General features: G+C 70.4%; 17 protein-coding genes. 10 read left to right on the top strand and 7 right to left on the bottom strand.

Annotated features, from left to right (window positions below):
* Positions 1-990 carry an NAD(P)/FAD-dependent oxidoreductase gene (locus ACIA5G_RS41725; RefSeq protein WP_395933709.1) on the bottom strand — a complete coding sequence of 330 codons (990 nt, stop codon included), beginning with the start codon at positions 988-990 and terminating at the stop codon, positions 1-3.
* A gap of 122 nt (positions 991-1,112) precedes the next feature.
* Here ACIA5G_RS41725 and ACIA5G_RS41720 point away from each other — a divergent pair, with 122 nt between their 5' ends.
* On the top strand, positions 1,113-2,510 hold the full coding sequence (locus ACIA5G_RS41720; RefSeq protein WP_395933707.1) for a class II fumarate hydratase: 1,398 nt from the start codon (positions 1,113-1,115) through the stop codon (positions 2,508-2,510).
* Positions 2,511-2,563: 53 nt separating this feature from the next.
* On the opposite strand, the gene ACIA5G_RS41715 is transcribed toward ACIA5G_RS41720, so the two are convergent.
* Positions 2,564-3,589 carry an aldo/keto reductase gene (locus ACIA5G_RS41715; protein WP_395933705.1) on the bottom strand — a complete coding sequence of 342 codons (1,026 nt, stop codon included), beginning with the start codon at positions 3,587-3,589 and terminating at the stop codon, positions 2,564-2,566.
* A gap of 99 nt (positions 3,590-3,688) precedes the next feature.
* On the opposite strand from ACIA5G_RS41715, the gene ACIA5G_RS41710 reads away from it, so the two are divergent.
* The 5 genes from ACIA5G_RS41710 (at position 3,689) to ACIA5G_RS41690 (ending at position 9,962) form a co-directional block, all read left to right on the top strand.
* The gene (locus ACIA5G_RS41710; protein WP_395933703.1) at positions 3,689-4,552 is read left to right on the top strand and encodes a helix-turn-helix domain-containing protein; all 864 of its coding nucleotides are present in this window, start codon (positions 3,689-3,691) and stop codon (positions 4,550-4,552) included.
* Positions 4,553-4,603: 51 nt separating this feature from the next.
* Positions 4,604-6,274 carry a PstS family phosphate ABC transporter substrate-binding protein gene (locus ACIA5G_RS41705; RefSeq protein WP_395933701.1) on the top strand — a complete coding sequence of 557 codons (1,671 nt, stop codon included), beginning with the start codon at positions 4,604-4,606 and terminating at the stop codon, positions 6,272-6,274.
* Positions 6,275-6,314: 40 nt separating this feature from the next.
* Positions 6,315-7,847 (top strand): ATP-dependent DNA ligase, encoded by a 1,533-nt coding sequence (locus ACIA5G_RS41700; protein ID WP_395933699.1) that lies wholly within the window; start codon positions 6,315-6,317, stop codon positions 7,845-7,847.
* A 134-nt stretch (positions 7,848-7,981) separates the two neighbouring features.
* Positions 7,982-9,274, top strand: a complete 1,293-nt coding sequence (locus tag ACIA5G_RS41695; RefSeq protein WP_395933697.1) for a S8 family serine peptidase — start codon at positions 7,982-7,984, stop codon at positions 9,272-9,274.
* Positions 9,275-9,362: 88 nt separating this feature from the next.
* Positions 9,363-9,962 (top strand): Pr6Pr family membrane protein, encoded by a 600-nt coding sequence (locus ACIA5G_RS41690; protein ID WP_395933695.1) that lies wholly within the window; start codon positions 9,363-9,365, stop codon positions 9,960-9,962.
* Here the strand turns inward: ACIA5G_RS41690 and ACIA5G_RS41685 are convergent.
* On the bottom strand, positions 9,959-11,173 hold the full coding sequence (locus ACIA5G_RS41685; RefSeq protein ID WP_395933693.1) for an NADH:flavin oxidoreductase/NADH oxidase family protein: 1,215 nt from the start codon (positions 11,171-11,173) through the stop codon (positions 9,959-9,961). The two genes, ACIA5G_RS41690 and ACIA5G_RS41685, sit on opposite strands and share 4 nt — an antisense overlap.
* Positions 11,174-11,286: 113 nt before the next feature.
* Here ACIA5G_RS41685 and ACIA5G_RS41680 point away from each other — a divergent pair, with 113 nt between their 5' ends.
* Positions 11,287-11,910, top strand: a complete 624-nt coding sequence (locus ACIA5G_RS41680) for an MBL fold metallo-hydrolase (protein ID WP_395933691.1) — start codon at positions 11,287-11,289, stop codon at positions 11,908-11,910.
* Here ACIA5G_RS41680 and ACIA5G_RS41675 read toward each other — a convergent pair.
* Both ACIA5G_RS41675 and ACIA5G_RS41670 read right to left on the bottom strand, forming a co-directional pair.
* On the bottom strand, positions 11,907-12,422 hold the full coding sequence (locus ACIA5G_RS41675; protein WP_395933689.1) for a hypothetical protein: 516 nt from the start codon (positions 12,420-12,422) through the stop codon (positions 11,907-11,909). The two genes, ACIA5G_RS41680 and ACIA5G_RS41675, sit on opposite strands and share 4 nt — an antisense overlap.
* A gap of 1 nt (position 12,423) precedes the next feature.
* A complete protein-coding gene (locus ACIA5G_RS41670) occupies positions 12,424-12,891 on the bottom strand; it encodes a DUF309 domain-containing protein (protein ID WP_395933687.1) in 468 nt (155 codons plus the stop codon).
* Positions 12,892-12,958: 67 nt separating this feature from the next.
* Between ACIA5G_RS41670 and ACIA5G_RS41665 the strand changes: the two genes are divergently transcribed.
* The gene (locus tag ACIA5G_RS41665) at positions 12,959-14,398 is read left to right on the top strand and encodes a GuaB1 family IMP dehydrogenase-related protein (RefSeq protein WP_395933685.1); all 1,440 of its coding nucleotides are present in this window, start codon (positions 12,959-12,961) and stop codon (positions 14,396-14,398) included.
* A 61-nt stretch (positions 14,399-14,459) separates the two neighbouring features.
* Here the strand turns inward: ACIA5G_RS41665 and ACIA5G_RS41660 are convergent, their stop codons facing one another.
* Positions 14,460-15,752: a PhoH family protein gene (locus ACIA5G_RS41660; RefSeq protein WP_395933683.1), complete on the bottom strand. Its 1,293-nt coding sequence runs from the start codon at positions 15,750-15,752 to the stop codon at positions 14,460-14,462.
* 722 nt (positions 15,753-16,474) lie between these two features.
* Between ACIA5G_RS41660 and ACIA5G_RS41655 the strand changes: the two genes are divergently transcribed.
* Entirely contained in the window at positions 16,475-16,723 is a 249-nt protein-coding gene (locus ACIA5G_RS41655; RefSeq protein ID WP_395933681.1) for a hypothetical protein, read from the top strand.
* 51 nt (positions 16,724-16,774) lie between these two features.
* On the opposite strand, the gene ACIA5G_RS41650 is transcribed toward ACIA5G_RS41655, so the two are convergent.
* The gene (locus tag ACIA5G_RS41650; RefSeq protein ID WP_395933679.1) at positions 16,775-17,551 is read right to left on the bottom strand and encodes an isoprenyl transferase; all 777 of its coding nucleotides are present in this window, start codon (positions 17,549-17,551) and stop codon (positions 16,775-16,777) included.
* Between the two features lie 118 nt (positions 17,552-17,669).
* Here ACIA5G_RS41650 and ACIA5G_RS41645 point away from each other — a divergent pair, with 118 nt between their 5' ends.
* Positions 17,670-18,311, top strand: coding sequence for a hemolysin III family protein (locus ACIA5G_RS41645; protein ID WP_395933821.1), 642 nt, complete (start codon positions 17,670-17,672; stop codon positions 18,309-18,311).
* Positions 18,312-18,389 lie beyond the last annotated feature (78 nt).

Here is an 18,389-nt window from a genome sequence, read left to right as displayed (position 1 = left end):
CTACTCCGCGTTGCTGGAGTGGCCCGGGAACAGGTGCGCGTCCGGGTCGAGCGCAACGGCGATGTTGTTGACGGCCGTGGCCGCTTCGCCGAAGCCGGTCGCGATCAGCTTGACCTTCCCCGGATACGCCGCGACGTCGCCCGCCGCGTAGATGCGTTCGCGCGGGGTCGCCATCGTCGAGTCGACGGCGATGGCGCGGTGGTCGATCTCCAGGCCCCAGCTCTCGATCGGCCCGAGGTCGGCGGTGAAGCCGAGCGCCGCGACGACGGCGTGGGCCGGCAGCCGCTCGTCTTCGCCGCCCTTCACCGAGACGTCGACGGCTTCGAGCGCACCGTCCGCGTCCTCGACGAACCGGGTGACCTCGGCGTCGGTGATGATCCGGGTGCCGAGCTCACGCGCCTGCCGCACGATCGACTCGGCGGCGCGGAACTTCGCGCGGCGGTGCACGAGCGTCACGCTCGCCGCGACCGGGTGCAGCGCGAGCACCCAGTCGAACGCGGAGTCGCCGCCACCGACGATCACGACGTGCTGCCCCGCGTGCGCCTGGAACGACGGGACGAAGTGGACCATGCCGCGGCCGAGCCAGCCGTCGCCGGCGGGCAGCGGACGCGGGGTGAACTCCCCGATGCCCGCGGTGATCAGGACGGCGCGCGCCCGCAGCGTCTCACCACCGTCGAGGGTCAGCTCGACGCCGTCCCCGAGGGTCTCGAGCTTCTCGGCCTTGCGCCCCAGCAGGTACTTCGGCTTGAACGGTGCGGCCTGCTTCACCAGGCCGTCGACCAGATCGCGCCCGCGGACCTCGGCGAACCCGCCGACGTCGTAGATCATCTTCTCGGGGTACATCGCGGTCACCTGGCCACCGGGCTCGGGTAGCGAGTCGACCACCGCCATGGAGAGGCCGCGGAACCCGGCGTAGTAGGCGGCGAAGAGGCCGGTCGGGCCCGCGCCGATGATCACGAGGTCGTACGAGTCCCCAGAAGCTTCAGTCATGCTCGCTCCAGCCAGTGGTGGATGGCGGTGATCGAGAACACAGCCGATCCTAGCGTCGCGGGCCGCCGAAGGTGGTCGACGCCACCACGCGGCCACGCCGGAACAGGTCCAGAATCGATGTCATGGCTGACCAGGAATACCGGATCGAACACGACACCATGGGCGAGGTCCGCGTGCCGGCCGACGCGCTCTACCGCGCGCAGACGCAGCGGGCCGTCGAGAACTTCCCCATCTCCGGCCGGGGCCTGGAGCGCGCCCAGATCCGCGCGCTCGGCCTGCTCAAGGCCGCCGCCGCGCGCGTGAACCTCAAGCTCGGCGTGCTCGACGCCGACGTCGCCGACGCCATCGCCAAGGCCGCCGACGAGGTCGCCGAGGGCGCCCACGACGCGCACTTCCCGATCGACGTCTTCCAGACCGGGTCCGGGACCTCGTCGAACATGAACGCCAACGAGGTCATCGCGACCCTGGCGAGCCGCGCCCTCGGGCGGGACGTGCACCCGAACGACCACGTCAACGCGTCGCAGTCGTCGAACGACACCTTCCCGACGACCATCCACGTCGCCGCCACCGAAGCCGTGCTCAAGGACGTCATCCCGGCGCTCGAGTACCTCGCCGGCGCCATCGAGGTGCGCGCCGCGGAGTGGGCCGACGTGGTGAAGTCCGGCCGCACGCACCTGATGGACGCCGTGCCGATCACGCTCGGCCAGGAGGCCGGCGCGTGGGCGTCGCAGGTCCGCTTCGGTGTCGAACGGCTGAAGTCCGGCCTGCCGCGCCTCGGCGAGCTGCCGATCGGCGGCACGGCCGTCGGGTCGGGCCTCAACGCGCCGGACGGCTTCGGCGCTTCGGTCGCCGCGGAACTCGCCACCGTCACCGGGCTGCCGCTGACCGAGGCCCGCGACCACTTCGAGGCGCAGGCGACGCAGGACAGCGTCGTCGAGACGTCCGGGCACCTGCGCACGATCGCCGTGTCGTTCAACAAGATCGCCAACGACCTGCGCTGGCTGGGCTCCGGCCCGCGCACCGGCCTGGCCGAGCTGGCGCTGCCGGACCTGCAGCCCGGCTCGTCGATCATGCCGGGCAAGGTGAACCCGGTGATCCCGGAGGCGACGTTGCAGGTGGTCGCCCAGGTGATCGGCAACGACGCCGCGGTGGCCTTCGCCGGCGCCGCGGGCAACTTCCAGCTGAACGTCAACCTGCCGGTGATCGCGCGGAACGTCCTCGAGTCGGCCCGCCTGCTCGCGGCGGTGGCGCGGCTGCTGGCGGACAAAGTCTTCGACGGTGTCACCGCGAACGTCGACCGCGCCCGCCAGTACGCCGAAGGTTCGCCGTCGATCGTGACGCCGTTGAACAAGTACATCGGTTACGAAGAGGCTGCCGCGATCGCGAAGCAGGCGTTGAAGGAGCTGAAGACGATCCGCGAGGTCGTCATCGAACGCGGCCACGTGAAGGACGGCAAGCTCACCGAAGAGCAGCTCGACGAAGCGCTCGACGTCCTCCGCATGGCCCGCGGCGGCAAGTGAAATCGCCGTGAGGTGACGCATCTTTCCTAGGGAAAGTGACGCTTCGGGACCCGCTACCGCCGGCGCAGGCGCGCGTCCGCCAGCGCCGGCGGGGTGTAGTCCTTCTCGGCCGGGTTGAGGTCCGTGCCCGGCGGGACGATCTCGTCGATCCGGTCCAGCACCTCGTCGTCCAGCACCAGGTCCGCGCCGGCGAGCAGGTCGTCGAGCTGCTCCGGTGTGCGCGGGCCGATGATCGCCGACGTCACGCCCGGGTGGGCCCGGACGAACGCCGTTGCCAGGTGCGTGAGCGGCCGGCCCAGGTCGTCGGCGATCTTCTTCAGCTGTGCGATCGCCTCGAACTTGACGGCGTTCTCCGGCAGCGCCGGGTCGAACTTGTGCGCCTGCAACGTCCGGCGGCCCTCCGAAAGGTCCACATCGGACGGCTTCACGTACTTGCCCGACAGCCAGCCGCTGGCCAGCGGGCTCCACGTCAGCACGCCCATGCCGTACTTCTGCGCGGTCGGCAGCACCGCGGCCTCGATCGCCCGGTTGAAGATCGAGTACGGCGGCTGCTCGGCGCGGAACCGCGCCAGGCCGCGCTTTTCCGCCACCCACTGGGCTTCCACGATCTGCTCGGCCGGGAAGTCCGACGACCCGATCGCACGCACCTTCCCGGCGCGCACGAAGTCCGTCAACACCGAGAGCGTCTCTTCGATGTCGGTCGTGGGATCCGGCCGGTGCACCTGGTAGAGGTCGACGTAGTCGGTGTCGAGCCGCCGGAGGCTGTCGTCCAGCGCGCGAGTGAGCCAGCGCCGCGAAAGGCCGCCCTGGTTGGGGTCGGCACCCATCGGGAAGAAGCCCTTGGTGGCGAGCACGACCTCGTCGCGGCGGCCCTTCAAAGCCTTGCCGACGATCTGCTCGTTCTCGCCGTCGGAGTACATGTCCGCGGTGTCCCAGAAGTTGATCCCCGCGTCGAGCGCGGTGTGCAGCATCCGGACGCCCGCTTCGTGGTCGGGGTTGCCCCACTTGCCCAGCATCATCGCGCCGAACGCGTATTCGCTGACCGAAATCCCGGTGCCGCCCAAAGTTCGTCGTTTCATGCCACCACCCTGCGGTGAGCGAAAAGCGCGGGCCAGGTCACGCTCAACCTGGGTCCGGCAGTACCAGGCGGGCCGCCGCGAGGCGGGGATACTGGAGGCATGAGTGACGCAGCCGAGCTGGGCGCCTTCCTGAAGGCGCGCCGCGCCGCACTGGACCCCGCTGACCTGGGCCTGCCGCCCGGGATCACGCAGCGGCGGGTCAAGGGCCTGCGTCGCGAGGAGCTGGCGCAGCTGTCCGGGATCAGCGTCGACTACTACACGCGGCTGGAGCAGGGCCGCGCGAAGAACGTCTCGGACGCGGTCCTCGACGCGCTGGCCCGCGCGCTGCGGCTCGACTCCGGCGAAGAGGCCTACCTGCGCAACCTCGCCGCGCCGAAGCGCCGTGACGAGCGCGCGCCGCAACAGGTCCGGCCCGAGCTGCAGCAGCTGCTCGACGCCATCCAGGCGCCGGCGTTCGTCTTCGGCCGGTACATGGACGTGCTGGCGTGGAACGCGCTCGGCGGCGCGGTCGCGTTCGCCTTCGCCGACCTGGCCGAACGCAACATGCCGAAGCTGATCTTCCTCGACGAGCGGGCGAAGCAGCTGCACCCGGAGTACGACGCGGTGTGCCGTGAGCTCGTCGCGAACCTGCGCGCGGAGAGCGGACGGCATCCTGGGGACCCGCGGTTCGCCCAGCTCATCGGCGAGCTGTCGCTGGCGAGCGAACGGTTCCGGAAGCTGTGGGCCGAGCACGCGGTGCGGGAGAAGGCCCAGGGCTGGAAGGTGCTGCGGAACCCCGTCGTCGGTGAGCTGCGGCTGCGCTACGAGACGCTGCGCCTGCCCCAGGATCCCGACCAGGGCATGGTCGTCTACCACGCCGAGCCGGGGTCGGAGACCGAACGCGCGCTCGGGCTGCTGGCCAGCTGGATCGCCGCCGATGAACGACCGGTGAACACTCGGTCGTCGGCCCCCCGCACCGGGTGAGCGCTGCCTACGCTGCTTCACCTGGGGAGTCGGGGGTAGAGGAGCGGCACGGTGGGCGTCGGCGCGACGATGCAGTCCCTCGCCGAGATCCTCAGCTCGGATTCGGGCAGTCTGGTCCTCGGGCTCGCCGCGCTGGTCGCGATGGCCGCGCCGTTCGTGGACCGCTACTTCATCCGGCGCCGCCGGCTGGCGTTCCGGGTGCTCTACAACTCGAAGATCGGCCTGTCCCCGATCGACCTGCACGACGGTGAGAACGGCTCCGCCCAGGCCGACCCGCAGCTGGAGCGCACCGCGCGGCTGCTGAGCCGGATGAGCGTGGTGGTGATCCGGATCCGCAACACCGGCGGGTTCGACATCGCACCGGAGGACTTCGAGATCCCGCTGTCGTTCACCTTCGGCAACCGGATCGTCTGGGACGCGCGGGTGTCCGACGCCACCGACGACGGCCTCCGTCAGCACGTCCGCGACGGCCTCGAGTTCTTCACGCGCGAGACGCCACAGCGGCCGGTGGAAGGCGCGAAGCTGTCGAGGGTGCGTGCATGGCTGCCCAAGCGGCTGGCGGAGACGCCTGCGCCCGAGGCGCCCGAGTGGCACGGCGTCCGGTTCGCGCGGCTTTCCTTGAAGCGCAAGGAGAAGTTCAAGCTTGTTGTCGTGCTGCGCGAGTCCGACGGCTACGACGGCGAGATCAGCAAGGAGATCGACCACCACGCCCGGCTGGCCGCCGGCCGGATCCGGGACGACCGCAAGCAGCGCCGGATCACCTGGCCGGTGGTCACGACGGCGGTCGGGGTGCTGCTGACCGGGGCGCTGCTGGCGACGCTGCTCGTGTCGTGGTCACGGCCGTCCGGCGAGACCGCGCAGTGCGCCACCGGGAAGCTGTCGGTCGAGGGGTCGAGCGCGTTCGTGCCGATCATCGGCAGCATCGCGGCCGAGTACCACGGCCAGTGCGACGGCGCCGCGATCACGACCCGCGCGACCGGCAGTGTCACCGGGGTCCGCGCGCTCGCCCCGGTCGACGCGGCGGGCAAGGACGAGCTGGCGGTGCTCTCGGACGGCCGGTCCGGCGAAGCGGGCCCGGATCTCGAGGCGAAGGCCGTCGCGGTGGTCGTGTACAGCCTGGTCGTCAACCGCGCCGCCGGCGTCGACCGGCTGACGACCCAGCAGGTCAAGGACATCTTCAGCGGCCGGGTGCGGAACTGGGACCAGCTCCGGCCGGGGCCGTCGGTGCCGATCGGGATCGTCGGGCGCGGGCAGGAGTCGGGCACCCGCAAGACGTTCGAGCAGAAGGTGCTCGGCGGCGCGGAGGACCGGCTGACGTCGGACTCGTGCCGCAAGCCCGAACGCGACCCGGCGGCGGCCACCACGCGCTGCGAGCGCGGCACGACCGGCGAGGTGCTCACCGAGGTCGCCGCCGTCCCGGGCGCGATCGGGTACGCCGACGTCCCGGCGGCCAAGACAGCAGCCGCCCGCGACCAGCAGCTGAGCGTCCTGCAGCTCGACGGCCACTACCCCGACGTCACGACCGTCGACGCCGGCTACCGGTTCTGGACCGTCGAGTACCTCTACACGAAGGGCGTGCCGTCCAACGGGAGTGTGCTGAAGCGGTTCCTGGACTACCTCGCGAGCTCGGCCGCGCGGGCGGAGCTGCAGGACGCCGGGTACACGCCGTGCGTGGCCAAGGACGGGCTCCTCGACCCCCTCTGCACCAGGCCGGACATCTGACCGACGAGAAATTGTCGGTGGTCCGGGTCATGATGTCCGGGTGCTGCTCAGCGAGATAGTCCGGGCGTCCGCCGACCTGGCGGCGACGAGGTCCAGGAAGGCGAAGATCGCCCTCCTGGCCACGCTGCTGCGTGCGGCCGAGGTCGCGGAGCTGCCCGTGGTGATCGCGTACCTGACCGGGCAGACGGCGCAGGACCGGCTGGGTGCGGGCTGGCGCACCCTGGCCGGGCTCGGCGCCGCCCCAGCTCCCGACCCGATCGTGACGGTGCTCGAAGTGGACGCCGCGCTGACCGAGGCGGCCGGCGTGGCGGCGGGCACGGGCTCGTCGACCCGGCGGCAGGACGTGCTTCGAGCGCTGTTCGTCCGGCTGACCGAGGACGAGCAGCAGTTCCTGTTCCGGCTGGTCACCGGCGAACTGCGGCAGGGCGCACTGGAAGGCGTGATGGTCGACGCGATCGCGGCGGCGGCCGAGGTCCCGGCTGTAGACGTCCGCCGGGCGTTCATGCTGTCCGGCAAGCTCGGCACCACCGGCGTCGCGGCGCTCACCGGCGGGCAGGCGGCGCTGGCGGAGTTCCGGCTGACGCTGGGCACGCCGATCAAGCCGATGCTGGCGTCACCGGCGGAATCGCTGGACGAAGCCGTCGCCGAGCACGCCGAGGCGATCGTCGAGTACAAGATGGACGGTGCCCGGATCCAGGTGCACCGCCAAGGTGACGAGGTGCACGTCTGGACCCGCACGCTGCGCGAGATCACCGGCAGCGTGCAGGAGCTGGTCGAGCTGGTGCGGGCGCTGCCGTGCGAGTCGGTGGTCCTGGACGGCGAGACGCTGGCGCTGACCGACGCCGGGCGGCCGCGGCCGTTCCAGGACACGATGAGCCGGTTCGGCAGCACCCGCGACGAGCAGGTGAAGGCGCTCCTGCTGCGGCCGTACTTCTTCGACTGCCTGCACCTCGACGGCGTCGACCTCCTGGACGCGCCGCTGTCCGAACGCAACGCGGCCCTGCGCAAGGTCGCCGGGGCGCACGTGATCCCCGGTGAGGTTGGTGTCGCGGGCGCGGCCGAGGTGCTCGAGGCGGCGATGGAGGCCGGGCACGAAGGGGTGATGGTCAAGGACCTGGCGTCGCCGTACGCAGCCGGGCGGCGCGGGCGCGCGTGGCTGAAGGTCAAGCCGGTGCACACGATCGACCTGGTGGTCCTCGCGGCGGAGTGGGGCCACGGCCGGCGCACGGGCACGCTGTCGAACCTGCACCTCGGCGCCCGCGACCCGGACGGCGGCCCGCCGATCATGGTGGGCAAGACGTTCAAGGGCATGACCGACGAGATCCTCGCCTGGCAGACGAGGACGTTCCAGGAGATCGAGACCCACCGCGACGACTGGACGGTGTACGTCCGCCCGGAAGTCGTCGTCGAGATCGAGCTGGACAGCGCCCAGGTTTCGACGCGCTACCCCGGTGGCCTGGCCCTGCGGTTCGCGCGGGTGGTCCGCTACCGCCCGGACAAGGACCCGGCGGACGCCGACACGATCGACACGGTCCGCGGCCTGCTCCACGGCGACCGGTCGGAAGGAGCCTGAAACGAAAGTCTCGATCACGACATCTCGCGCGTCGGCGGTGCTTTCCTCCTAAAAGGAAAGACGAAAGTCGATGTTGCCTCCTCCCCAACCTGGCCAGAGTGGCTGACGGAGTTCCTTCAGCCAGGGGAGAAAGCATGAGATTGCGCGCCACCGCGGGCCTGCTCGCGAGCACCACCCTGCTCGTGACGGCGTTCGCCGTTCCGGCGTCGGCCACGCCGGTGCCGAGCACGCCGGACGCCGGGCACCAGCCGTCGAAGCACCACTTCTCGGCGGCCGCGCAGTCGTTCGTCGGCGCGGACACCGTGCAGAAGCGGGTCGCGAAGCTGGAAGCGGCGATGGCGACGCTGCCGAAGGAAAGCACCGCCTACAACGCGACGAAGCTGTGGAACGACGGCATCACCGGCGCGGGCAGCACCGTTGCGACACTGGTGTCGTTCGGCGACGACCAGGTCAAGGAAGTCCTCGACACCTACTCGAAGAGCCACGGCCTGCCGCCGGCGAACGTCGAGGTCATCCAGCCGTCCGGGCCCGTCCCGGCGTGCACCGACCCCGGCGTCGACACCGCGACCTGCCAGGGCTGGGGCGGCGAGACCGACCTCGACGTCACGATGATGCACGCCCTGGCGCCGAACGCGAAGATCATCGTCGCGGCCACGCCCGTCGCGGAGACGCAGGGCTTCACCGGCCTGCCCGAGATGATGCACGCCGTCGACTACATGACCGAGCACAAGCTGGTCGACGTCATCTCGATGAGCTTCGGCACCACCGAGGAGAACTTCCCGTCGTTCGACTCGATCAAGACGCTCGACCCGGCACTCGACCGCGCGAGCAAGGCCGGGATCACGATGGTCGCCTCCTCCGGCGACGACGGCCCGACCGGTGGTTACCTCTACGGCCCCGGCAACTACCCGTACCGCGTCGCGAGCTGGCCGGCGTCCGACCCGCGTGTCACGACGCTCGGCGGCACGCAGCTGCACCTCGACGCGACCGGCGCGCGCACCAAGCCGGACGACGTCGTGAACGTCGCCGACAACGGCTTCTCCGAAGGCGCGGGCCTCTCGAAGACGTACGCGCGGCCGAACTGGCAGGACGGCGTCAAGAAGATCACCGGCAGCAAGATGCGCTCGTTCCCGGACATCAGCATGGAAGGCGTCTACGGCACGTCGCAGTCCGCGCCGCTGTTCGCCGGGGTGCTCGCGCTGGCCGTCCAGGCCAAGCACGGCAAGCTCGGCCAGATCAACCCGGCGCTGTACACGAAGCTGGGCCCGGCGGGCACGAAGGCGGGCATCGTCGACGTCACCGAGGGCGACAACAGCCAGGACGGCGTCACCGGCTTCACCGCGGCGAAGGGCTTCGACATCGCCAGCGGCTGGGGCACGGTCGACGCGTCGGTCTTCGTCCCCGCGCTGGTCAAGGCGCTGAAGTAGACCCCCGGGCGGGCTCCGGGGCGGACAGCTCCGGAGCCCGCCCGGTTCCAAGTGGTCCACAATGGACTCACGCCGGTATCGTCACGGGATGTCCAAGCTCACCCGCGGCTGGTTCGCCGTCACCACCCTGGTCGCACTGACCGGCTTGGTCACCCAGGTGGTCGCCTCGGCGCAGGACCCCGCCGGCCGGATCGCGAACCTGCTCTGCTTCTTCACGATCGACTCGAACCTGCTGGTCACCGTGACCTCGGCGCTGGTCGCGCTGGGCGTCGCGCGCGGCCGCCTGTTCGCCGTGCTCTGGCTCGACGCGCTGGTCGGCATCACCGTGACCGGCATCGTCTACCAGGTCGCCCTCGCCGGCCTGTACGAGCTGCACGGGCTTTCGCTGTTCGCCGACACGGTGCTGCACAAGGTGACGCCGATCCTGTTCGTGCTCGGCTGGCTCATCGCGGGCCCGCGCGGCGCGCTGACCTGGCGCACGGTGTGGTGGTCGCTGCTCTACCCGCTGGTCTGGCTCGCCTTCACACTGCCGCGCGGCGCGATCACCGGCTTCTACCCGTACCCGTTCGTCGACGCGGGCGCGCTCGGCTACGGCCAGGTCTCTCTCAACTGTGTGTTCATCGGCCTGTTCTTCACCGCCCTCGCCGCCGCCGCGTTCCTGTACGAGCGCCGGGTGAGACCCGCTTAACCGCGGACGCGGCGGAACGCGTTGAGCCCGTCGGTCGCGGCGGCCTGCACCAGCGTCGGCAGCGCGCCGCGCCGGTCGACCGGCTTGCCGGCGGCGATCCGGTGCATCTGGCGGGTGTGCCACTGGATCTCGAGCAGGCTGTCGGCCAGCCGGATCCCGGTCTTCGGGCACCGCCGCTCCGCCTCGACGTCCTCGCCGCTCAGCAGCCGCGCCGGCAGCTCGGGGTCGACGACGAGCGGCCGGCCGAGCCCGATGACGTCGAGCTCGCCGGAGCGCAACGCGTCCGTCATGCCGTCCGGAGTCGCGAAGCCGCCGGTGACCATCAACGCGACGTCGGACACTGAACGCGCCTTCGCGGCGTAGTCCAAGAAGTACGCTTCGCGCGCGACAGTGCTCGCCCGGCCCGAGCCCATCATCGCGGCCTTCTCGTAGGTGCCGCCGGAAACTTCCAGCAGGTCGAGCCCGGCCTCGCCGAGTTCGCGCACCACTTCGAGCGACTCGTCCTCGGTGAAACCGCCGCGCTGGAAGTCCGCGCTGTTGAGCTTGACCGACACCGGCACGGCGTCGCCCACCGCCGAACGCACGCGCCGCACCACCTCGAGGAGGAACCGCCGGCGACGGACGGCGTCACCACCCCAGGCGTCGGTGCGCAGGTTCGTCAGCGGGGAAAGGAACTGCGAGACCAGGTAGCCGTGCGCGCCATGGATCTGTACGCCCGCGAAGCCCGCTTCGACGAATGTGCGCGCCGCGATACCGAAGCGTTCGATGATCGCTTCGATCTCTTCGCCGGTGAGAGCGCGCGGAGCGGCGAAGGCGGTACGCACGCCTCGGTCACCGAAGGGCACGGCGGACGGCGCGACCGGCTGCCGTGACAGGTACCGCGGGCTCTGCCGGCCGGGGTGGTTCAGCTGCACCCAGAGCTGCGTGTCCGTGCCCTCGACCGCCCGCGCCCACGGGCGGTAGACCTCCGGGTCCGGGGTCACCGCGACGTTGCGCGGCTCGCCGAGCGCGACCGGATCGACCATGACGTTCCCGGTGATCAGCGCGCCCGCGCCACCCCGCGCCCACGTCCGGTACAGCTCGAAGAGTTCGCGGGTCGGCGCGTTCCGGCGGTCGCCGAGCTGCTCGCTCAGCGCCGACTTGACCAGCCGGTTCGGCAGGACGGCACCGCAGCGCAGCTTGAGCGGCTCGGCCAGCAGGTCACGCGGCATGGCGGCACTCCTCGAACTTACCGACAGTAAGACTACTCGAAAGTAGCATACCGCCGGTATGTCGTCGACCCGCTCGATCGGCAAGCGGCCGGATCACCGCTAGGGTCGGGCGCATGACGGCGATCGTGCAGAACCTGGTGACCTCCGGCGTCTTCGAGCTCGACGGGGGCAGCTGGGACGTCGACAACAACGTGTGGATCGTGGGTGACGACGCGGAGGTGATCGTCATCGACGCGGCTCACGACGCGAAAGCGATCGCCAACGTCGTCGGTGAGCGGAAACTGGCCGCGATCGTCTGCACCCACGCGCACAACGACCACGTCAACGCCGCGCCCCAGCTGGCCGAGGCCACCGGCGCGCCGATCCTGCTGCACCCCGACGACCGGGTCGTCTGGAACCTCACCCACCCCGACCGCGCGCCGGACGGCGAGCTGGCCGACGACCAGAGGATCACCATCGCGGGCACCGAGCTCCGCGTCATCCACACGCCGGGTCACGCGCCCGGCGCGGTCTGCCTGTACGCCGAAAAGCTCGGCGTGGTGTTCACCGGCGACACGCTGTTCAACGGCGGCCCCGGCGCCACCGGACGGTCCTATTCGGACTATCCGACGATCCTGAAGTCCATCCGCGAGAAGCTGTTCACGCTCCCGGAGGCGACAAAGGTGCACACCGGCCACGGCGACGGCACCACGATCGGCGCCGAGAAGACGGCTTCGAGCGGCTGGGACCAGCCCTAGGACGTGTGCTTCCGGGCGACGAGCGCGAACTCCTCGATCGCCCGTTCGCACGCGACGGTCGCTTCGCGCACCGGCGCGGGCAAGTGCATGCGCCTGAATTCCCCGCCGGCATCCAGCTCGAACCGGGTGTGGTGGAGGTCCTCTTCCGCTTTCCGCAGCAGCTTCGCTTGCTCGACCAGCTCGTCCGGACCGCTCATGATGAGCAACCCGTAGAAAGTACGCATTTCGGTGCGTGCCGTGTAGTAGCCGTCCTCGAACTCAACTGCACGCTGCGCGTCCGTCTCCTGTTCCTCGCCAAGCGTCATTCGACGATGGATGACGTTGAGGTCCATGATGTGCTTACGTGCTCGCGTCGCGGCCTCGATGAGTCCTGCGCAGCGGTCCGCGCGCTCCTGGCGCTGCTTCGCCCGGCGCGCCGCGTTGAGCTTCAGGGGCTCGAGCAGCGCCCCGAGCGTCACGCCGAACAGCGAAGCTACCGCCGCGATGACCGCGGCGCCCAGCGCCGTCAGCACATCAGCTCTTCAGCCGCGGCGGGGTCGGCGACACGCGTACGCGCTGCTTCGCCTCTTCGACCAGGTTCCGCGCCCACTCCTGCAACCCGGCGACGTCAATGCCGTGCGGTGGCTCGCTCCGGAACGGCTCGATGCTCGCCGCGCCCCGCTCCAGCAGCGACGCCGCGCCGACGGCGTTGCCGCGTGCGGCGTGCGTCAGCCCGACGGCGAGCTGCGCGAGGCCGCGCCAGAGTTCGCGGTCGGGTCCGTCGGCGGTCTTCCACGCGTCCTCGAAGACCTCGTGCGCGTGGAACGGCTTGCCGTCGTCGAGCAGCTGCTGGGCCTCCGCAAGCGTTTGCGCCGGCGTCCGCGCGATGCCCTCCGGCTGGCGCTCGACACCTTCCTCGCCGTACGGAAGCGGGCGGCCGAGGCCGTCGCGCGGCCGTGCGTTGCGTGCCCGTCCCTCGGTGTCCCGGTCGCGGCGGCTCATGCTTCGATCCTGCCACGCGCCCTGCCGCGTTCGCCGTCTCCTCGCGCGCCCCGTAGCCTGGGGACTCGTGCGTTTCCTCGACGGCCACCGGCCCGCTCACGACCTGACCTACGACGACGTGTTCCTGCTGCCGAACCGCTCGGACGTGGAGTCCCGCTTCGACGTCGACCTGTCCACCGCGGACGGCACCGGCGCGACGATCCCGATCGTGGTCGCGAACATGACCGCGGTCGCCGGCCGCCGGATGGCCGAGACCGTCGCCCGCCGGGGCGGCCTGGTGGTGCTGCCCCAAGACGTGGACAGCAGCGCCGTCGCGGAGATCGTCGGCTGGGTGAAGAGCCGCCACACGGTGTGGGACACACCGCTGGTGCTCACCGGCGGTGACGCGGTGGCCGACGCGCTCAACCTCGTCCACAAGCGCGCTCACGGCGCTGTTGTGGTCGTCGACGGCGAAGGCCGCCCGGTCGGCATCGTCGACGAAGCGGCCTGCGCGGGCGTCGACCGCTTCGCGCGTCTCGCCGACGTCGCGCAGCCTGCGACCGTCGCGGTCCCGCTGAACACGCCGCCGCGCGAGGTCTTCGAACGGCTGCACAGCCACGGCGCATCCCTGGCGCTGGGCCTGGACGCGGACGGCCGCCTCGCGGGTGTGCTGACCGCCGTCGGGGCGCTGCGCGCCGACATCTACACCCCGGCCGTCGACAACGGCGGCAAGCTGCGTGTCGCCGCCGCGGTCGGCGTCAACGGCGATGTCGCGGCGAAGGCCGAAGCCGTGCTCAGCTCCGGTGCCGACGTGCTGGTCGTCGACACCGCGCACGGGCACCAGGAGAAGATGATCGCCGCGCTGAAGGCCGTCCGGTCGGTGTCGCCGCAGGTCCCGGTGGTCGCCGGGAACGTGGTCACCGCCGAGGGCACGCGCGACCTGATCCAGGCCGGCGCCGACGTCGTCAAGGTCGGGGTCGGGCCGGGCGCGATGTGCACCACGCGGATGATGACCGGCGTCGGCCGTCCGCAGTTCTCGGCCGTCGCCGACTGCGCGGCCGCCGCGCGCGAGCTGGGCAAGCACGTCTGGGCCGACGGCGGGGTCCGCCACCCGCGCGACGTCGCGCTGGCGCTGGCCGCGGGTGCGTCCGCGGCGATGGTCGGCTCGTGGTTCGCCGGCACCTACGAATCCCCCGGTGACCTGCGGTTCGACGAGCAGGGGCGGCCGTACAAGGAGTCGTTCGGCATGGCGTCGAAGCGCGCGGTGGGCGCGCGCACCCGCACGGACAACTCGTTCGACCGCGCCCGCAAGGCGCTGTTCGAAGAGGGCATCTCGACGTCGCGGATGTCCCTCGACCCGGCCCGGCCGGGCGTCGAGGACCTGCTGGACTCGATCGGCTCCGGCGTCCGGTCCTCGTGCACCTACGCGGGCGCGCGCACTCTCGAAGAGTTCCACGAGCGGGCCTTGCTGGGCGTCCAGTCGGCCGCAGGCTTCGCGGAAGGCCGTCCGCTCCCCTCCGGCTGGTGAATGCCATGAAGGGCACCTTCAGGGCGTTTAAGCCCTGAAGGTGCCCTTCATGGACTTGGGCTCAGCCGTGGTCCTCCAGCATCTCGGTGACCAGGGCGGCGATCGGCGAGCGCTCCGAGCGCGTCAGCGTGACGTGCGCGAACAGCGGGTGGCCCTTCAGCTTCTCGATCACCGCCGAGACGCCGTCGTGCCGGCCGACGCGCAGGTTGTCACGCTGGGCGACGTCGTGCGTGAGCACCACCCGTGACGCCGTGCCGAGCCGCGAAAGCACCGTGAGCAGGACGTTCCGTTCCAGTGACTGCGCCTCGTCGACGATGACGAACGCGTCGTGCAGCGACCGGCCGCGGATGTGCGTCAGCGGGAGCACCTCGAGCATGCCGCGGTCGAAGACCTCGTCGAGGACGTCCTGGCTGACCAGCGCGCCGAGGGTGTCGAACACCGCCTGCGCCCACGGCTGCATCTTCTCGCTCTCGGACCCGGGCAGGTAGCCGAGGTCCTGGCCGCCGACCGCGTAGACCGGCCGGAACACCACGACCTTGCGGTGCTGGCGGCGCTCCATCACCGCCTCGAGCCCGGCGCACAGCGCGAGTGCCGACTTGCCGGTGCCGGCGCGGCCGCCGAGGGAGACGATGCCGACGTCGGAGTCGAGCAGCAGGTCGAGTGCGACGCGCTGCTCGGCGCTGCGGCCGTGCAGGCCGAACGCCTCGCGGTCGCCGCGGACCAGCCGGATGCGCTTGTCCGCGGTGATCCGCCCGAGAGCGCTGGAGCTGCCCGCGAGCAGCCGCAGCCCGGTGTGGCAGGGCAGCTCGGCGAGCTCGTCCATGCCGTACTCGACCGGGTCGACGGTGCCGCCGCCGAACAGCGTGTCCAGCACGTCCTGCTCGACGTCCACGTCCGCCATGCCCGTCCAGCCCGACGGGGTCACTTCCTGCGCGCGGTACTCGTCCGCCTCGAGGCCGACGGCCCCGGCCTTGACCCGCAGCGGGATGTCCTTCGTCACCAGCGTGACCGACTCGTACTCCGCCGCGAGATTCAGCGCACAGGCGAGGATGCGGTGGTCGTTGGAGTCCGTCCGGAACCCGACCGGGAGCACCGTCGGGTCCGAGTGGTTCAGCTCCACCTGCAGCGTGCCGCCGTGGTCCCCGATGGGGAGCGGCGCGTCGAGCCTGCCGTACTGCCGGCGCAGGTCGTCGAGCATGCGCAGGGACTCCCGGGCGAACCAGCCGAGCTCCGGGTGGTGGCGCTTCGCCTCCAGTTCACTGATGACGACCAGCGGAAGCACGACTGCGTGTTCGGCGAACCGGGTCACCGCCCACGGGTCCGAAAGGAGGACCGACGTGTCGAGCACGTACATGTGCTGCTGGGATTCGGGCGAGGTCGAGGCTTTCTCCGGGCCAGGAACGGCACCGGTCGAAGAACGGCCAGAGGCCTTACGGGGCAAACGCTGCGCAGTCACGACGGCATCTCCCTCGAGGGCGTGTGCACCTCACGCCCGCACTCGCTGGGCCGGGCACCTCCCTGGCTGGACCACTCCGCCTGACGAGCTGTCAGGCGGCGCGGCCACGAGGGCCGGGTGCCGGCCCCCTCGTGCGTCTCGTGGGCGGCTGTGCCGCCCCCTCGATCACCGTCACGACCAGGGCCTCCCGCGAGGACCCGCACGGATCGCGTGCCCTCTTCTCGGAAGGTACCTACGAATGCCGGATCGCGCAGGGAGCCAACACGGTGATTCGCCAGATCGTCACCTCACTGTCGGTCGTCCGACATCGACGTCCCGTGACGGTAGCTCTGGGTAGTTGCCCTCTCGATCGATACACACTCGTCGGAATGATCTTGGATAAATTGCTGACCCGACGTATTCACAAGATCGGCTTCGGGGTTCTACCACGTTCGGTGAAGGAATGCATTTTGCGTCGCGAGTAATGAACCGTACCGAGTGAAAGCGCCTGCAGCAGCCTCACACAATGGGCGTACACGACGTACGAGAAGCCCGATAAGCGAGTAATTTTTTGACTGCGGGACACACCGCCGGTTCGGCCGGCGCCCGGACCCCAACAGTTCTACCTAGGAGTGTGCCAAGTGCTGAAGAAGGCTGGTTTCGTCGCCGCCACCGCTGCGGGCCTCATGATGGTCGGCAGCACCGCGTTCGCCGCGACGGGCGACTCGAGCGGCACCCCGGACCCGACGTTCGGCGACGCCTACGCCACGTTCATCGAGGGCGGCGGCGCCCTGGGCTACGGTGCGGCCTCCCTGGTCGCCGGCGCCTACACCGGCGTGGCCACCACCCCGGCGCTGATCCTGCACTCGCTGGAGCACCACCACCACTGAGTCAGGTTCTTCGAAGGGCCCCGGAGTTCGCTCCGGGGCCCTTCGGTGCGTTCACGAGCCGAACCGGCGGTGCCGCCAGGCGTAGTCGCGGATCGCACGCAGGAAGTCGACCCGGCGGAATGCCGGCCAATACGCTTCGGTGAACCAGAATTCGGAATGCGCGGACTGCCAGAGCAGGAATCCGGAAAGCCGCTGTTCCCCCGAAGTCCGGATGATGAGGTCCGGATCGGGCTGCCCCGAGGTGTAGAGGTGCTCGGAGATGTGGTCGACGTCGAGGATCTTCGCCAGCTCGTGAATGGTCGTGCCCTCGTCGGCGTGCTGGAGCAGCAGGCTGCGCACGGCGTCCGCGATCTCCTGGCGCCCGCCGTAACCGACAGCGACGTTGACCTCCATCCCTGTGCGCCCCTCGGTGCGCGTGGCGGCTTCGCTGAGTTTCTTCGCGATCTCACTGGGTAGCAGGTCGAGCGCCCCGACGATCCGGAGGCGCCACGGCGTCCCGGGCGCGGCCAGCTCGTCGGTGACCTCGGTGATGATCTTCAGCAGCGGCGTGAGCTCGTCCGGGTCGCGGTTGAGGTTGTCGGTGGACAGCAGCCACATGGTGACGACCTCGACATCGGCCTCCTGGCACCAGCTCAGGAAGTCGGCGATCTTCTTCGCCCCGGCCCGGTGGCCGTCCGCTACGTCCGTGAAGCCCGCTTCACGAGCCCAACGGCGGTTGCCGTCGAGCATGATGGCGATGTGCCGGGGATGCCGGCCGCGGGCCTGCTGGATGAGACGCCTGCCGTAGGCGCTGTACACGACGTCGGACAAGAAGGAGCGAACACTCACGTCGAGGAAGAGTACGCACCCGGTGTGAGGCGCGTGACTCGCATTGAGCAGTGCTGGAGAACCTACGGTCCCGTAACCTGGACGAGTGAGTGTGAAGACGGAACCACCCGAGCCCGTAGTGGACCTCCGCCCTCGACTGAGGGGCCACATCCACTTCTGGACGTTCTTCGGCGCGGTCGCGGCCGCGGCGGTGCTGATCAGCCTGGCGGCGTCCACAGTGTCCCCGATCGCGGCGCTGGCGACGTCGGTCTACGGCCTTACGGTGCTCGGCCTGTTCGGCGTGAGCGCGCTGTACCACCGTCGTTTGTGGAGCCCCCGCGCGTACAAGTGGATGAAGCGCGCGGACCACTCGATGATCTTCCTGTTCATCGCCGGCACGTACACCCCGTTCACACTGCTGGCGATGTCGAAGCCGACGGGCTACGTGATCCTGTCGATCGTGTGGGGCGGCGCTGTCCTCGGCGTGGCCCTGAAGATGCTGTGGCCGCACGCGCCGCGGTGGCTCGGCGTGCCGATCTACATCGCCCTCGGGTGGGTTGCCGTTTTCGTCTTCCCCGAGCTGCTGTCGCACGCCGGCGTCGCGGCGCTGGTGCTGCTGTGCGTGGGCGGGTTGTTCTATACGTTGGGTGCGGCGTTTTACGGCTTCAAGTGGCCGAACCACTGGCCGGACACCTTCGGGTATCACGAGTACTTCCATGCTTGCACCGTGCTGGCGGCGATTTCGCACTACATCGCGATCTGGCTGGCCATGTACGCCTAGCTGCCGTTTTGTGGTTTTGGACCTTGCTCAGGCCGCCGCGGTAGCTGGACAGGGCTTTGATGGACTCGCCGGCGTCGA

Source organism: Amycolatopsis sp. NPDC051758, from assembly GCF_044453095.1.
Classification (GTDB): domain Bacteria; phylum Actinomycetota; class Actinomycetes; order Mycobacteriales; family Pseudonocardiaceae; genus Amycolatopsis.
The sequence above is the reverse complement of the archived record's forward strand: the minus strand, read 5'-3'. Positions and strand labels throughout refer to the sequence as shown.

Coding starts and splice junctions, on each gene's coding strand:
- ACIA5G_RS41695 (WP_395933697.1), top strand. CDS start 7,982: ATGAGATTGCGCGCCACCGCGGGCCTGCTCGCGAGCACCACCCTGCTC.
- ACIA5G_RS41715 (WP_395933705.1), bottom strand. CDS start 3,589: ATGAAACGACGAACTTTGGGCGGCACCGGGATTTCGGTCAGCGAATAC.
- ACIA5G_RS41670 (WP_395933687.1), bottom strand. CDS start 12,891: ATGAGCCGCCGCGACCGGGACACCGAGGGACGGGCACGCAACGCACGG.
- ACIA5G_RS41685 (WP_395933693.1), bottom strand. CDS start 11,173: ATGCCGCGTGACCTGCTGGCCGAGCCGCTCAAGCTGCGCTGCGGTGCC.
- ACIA5G_RS41690 (WP_395933695.1), top strand. CDS start 9,363: ATGTCCAAGCTCACCCGCGGCTGGTTCGCCGTCACCACCCTGGTCGCA.
- ACIA5G_RS41680 (WP_395933691.1), top strand. CDS start 11,287: ATGACGGCGATCGTGCAGAACCTGGTGACCTCCGGCGTCTTCGAGCTC.
- ACIA5G_RS41725 (WP_395933709.1), bottom strand. CDS start 990: ATGACTGAAGCTTCTGGGGACTCGTACGACCTCGTGATCATCGGCGCG.
- ACIA5G_RS41710 (WP_395933703.1), top strand. CDS start 3,689: ATGAGTGACGCAGCCGAGCTGGGCGCCTTCCTGAAGGCGCGCCGCGCC.
- ACIA5G_RS41720 (WP_395933707.1), top strand. CDS start 1,113: ATGGCTGACCAGGAATACCGGATCGAACACGACACCATGGGCGAGGTC.
- ACIA5G_RS41660 (WP_395933683.1), bottom strand. CDS start 15,752: ATGTACGTGCTCGACACGTCGGTCCTCCTTTCGGACCCGTGGGCGGTG.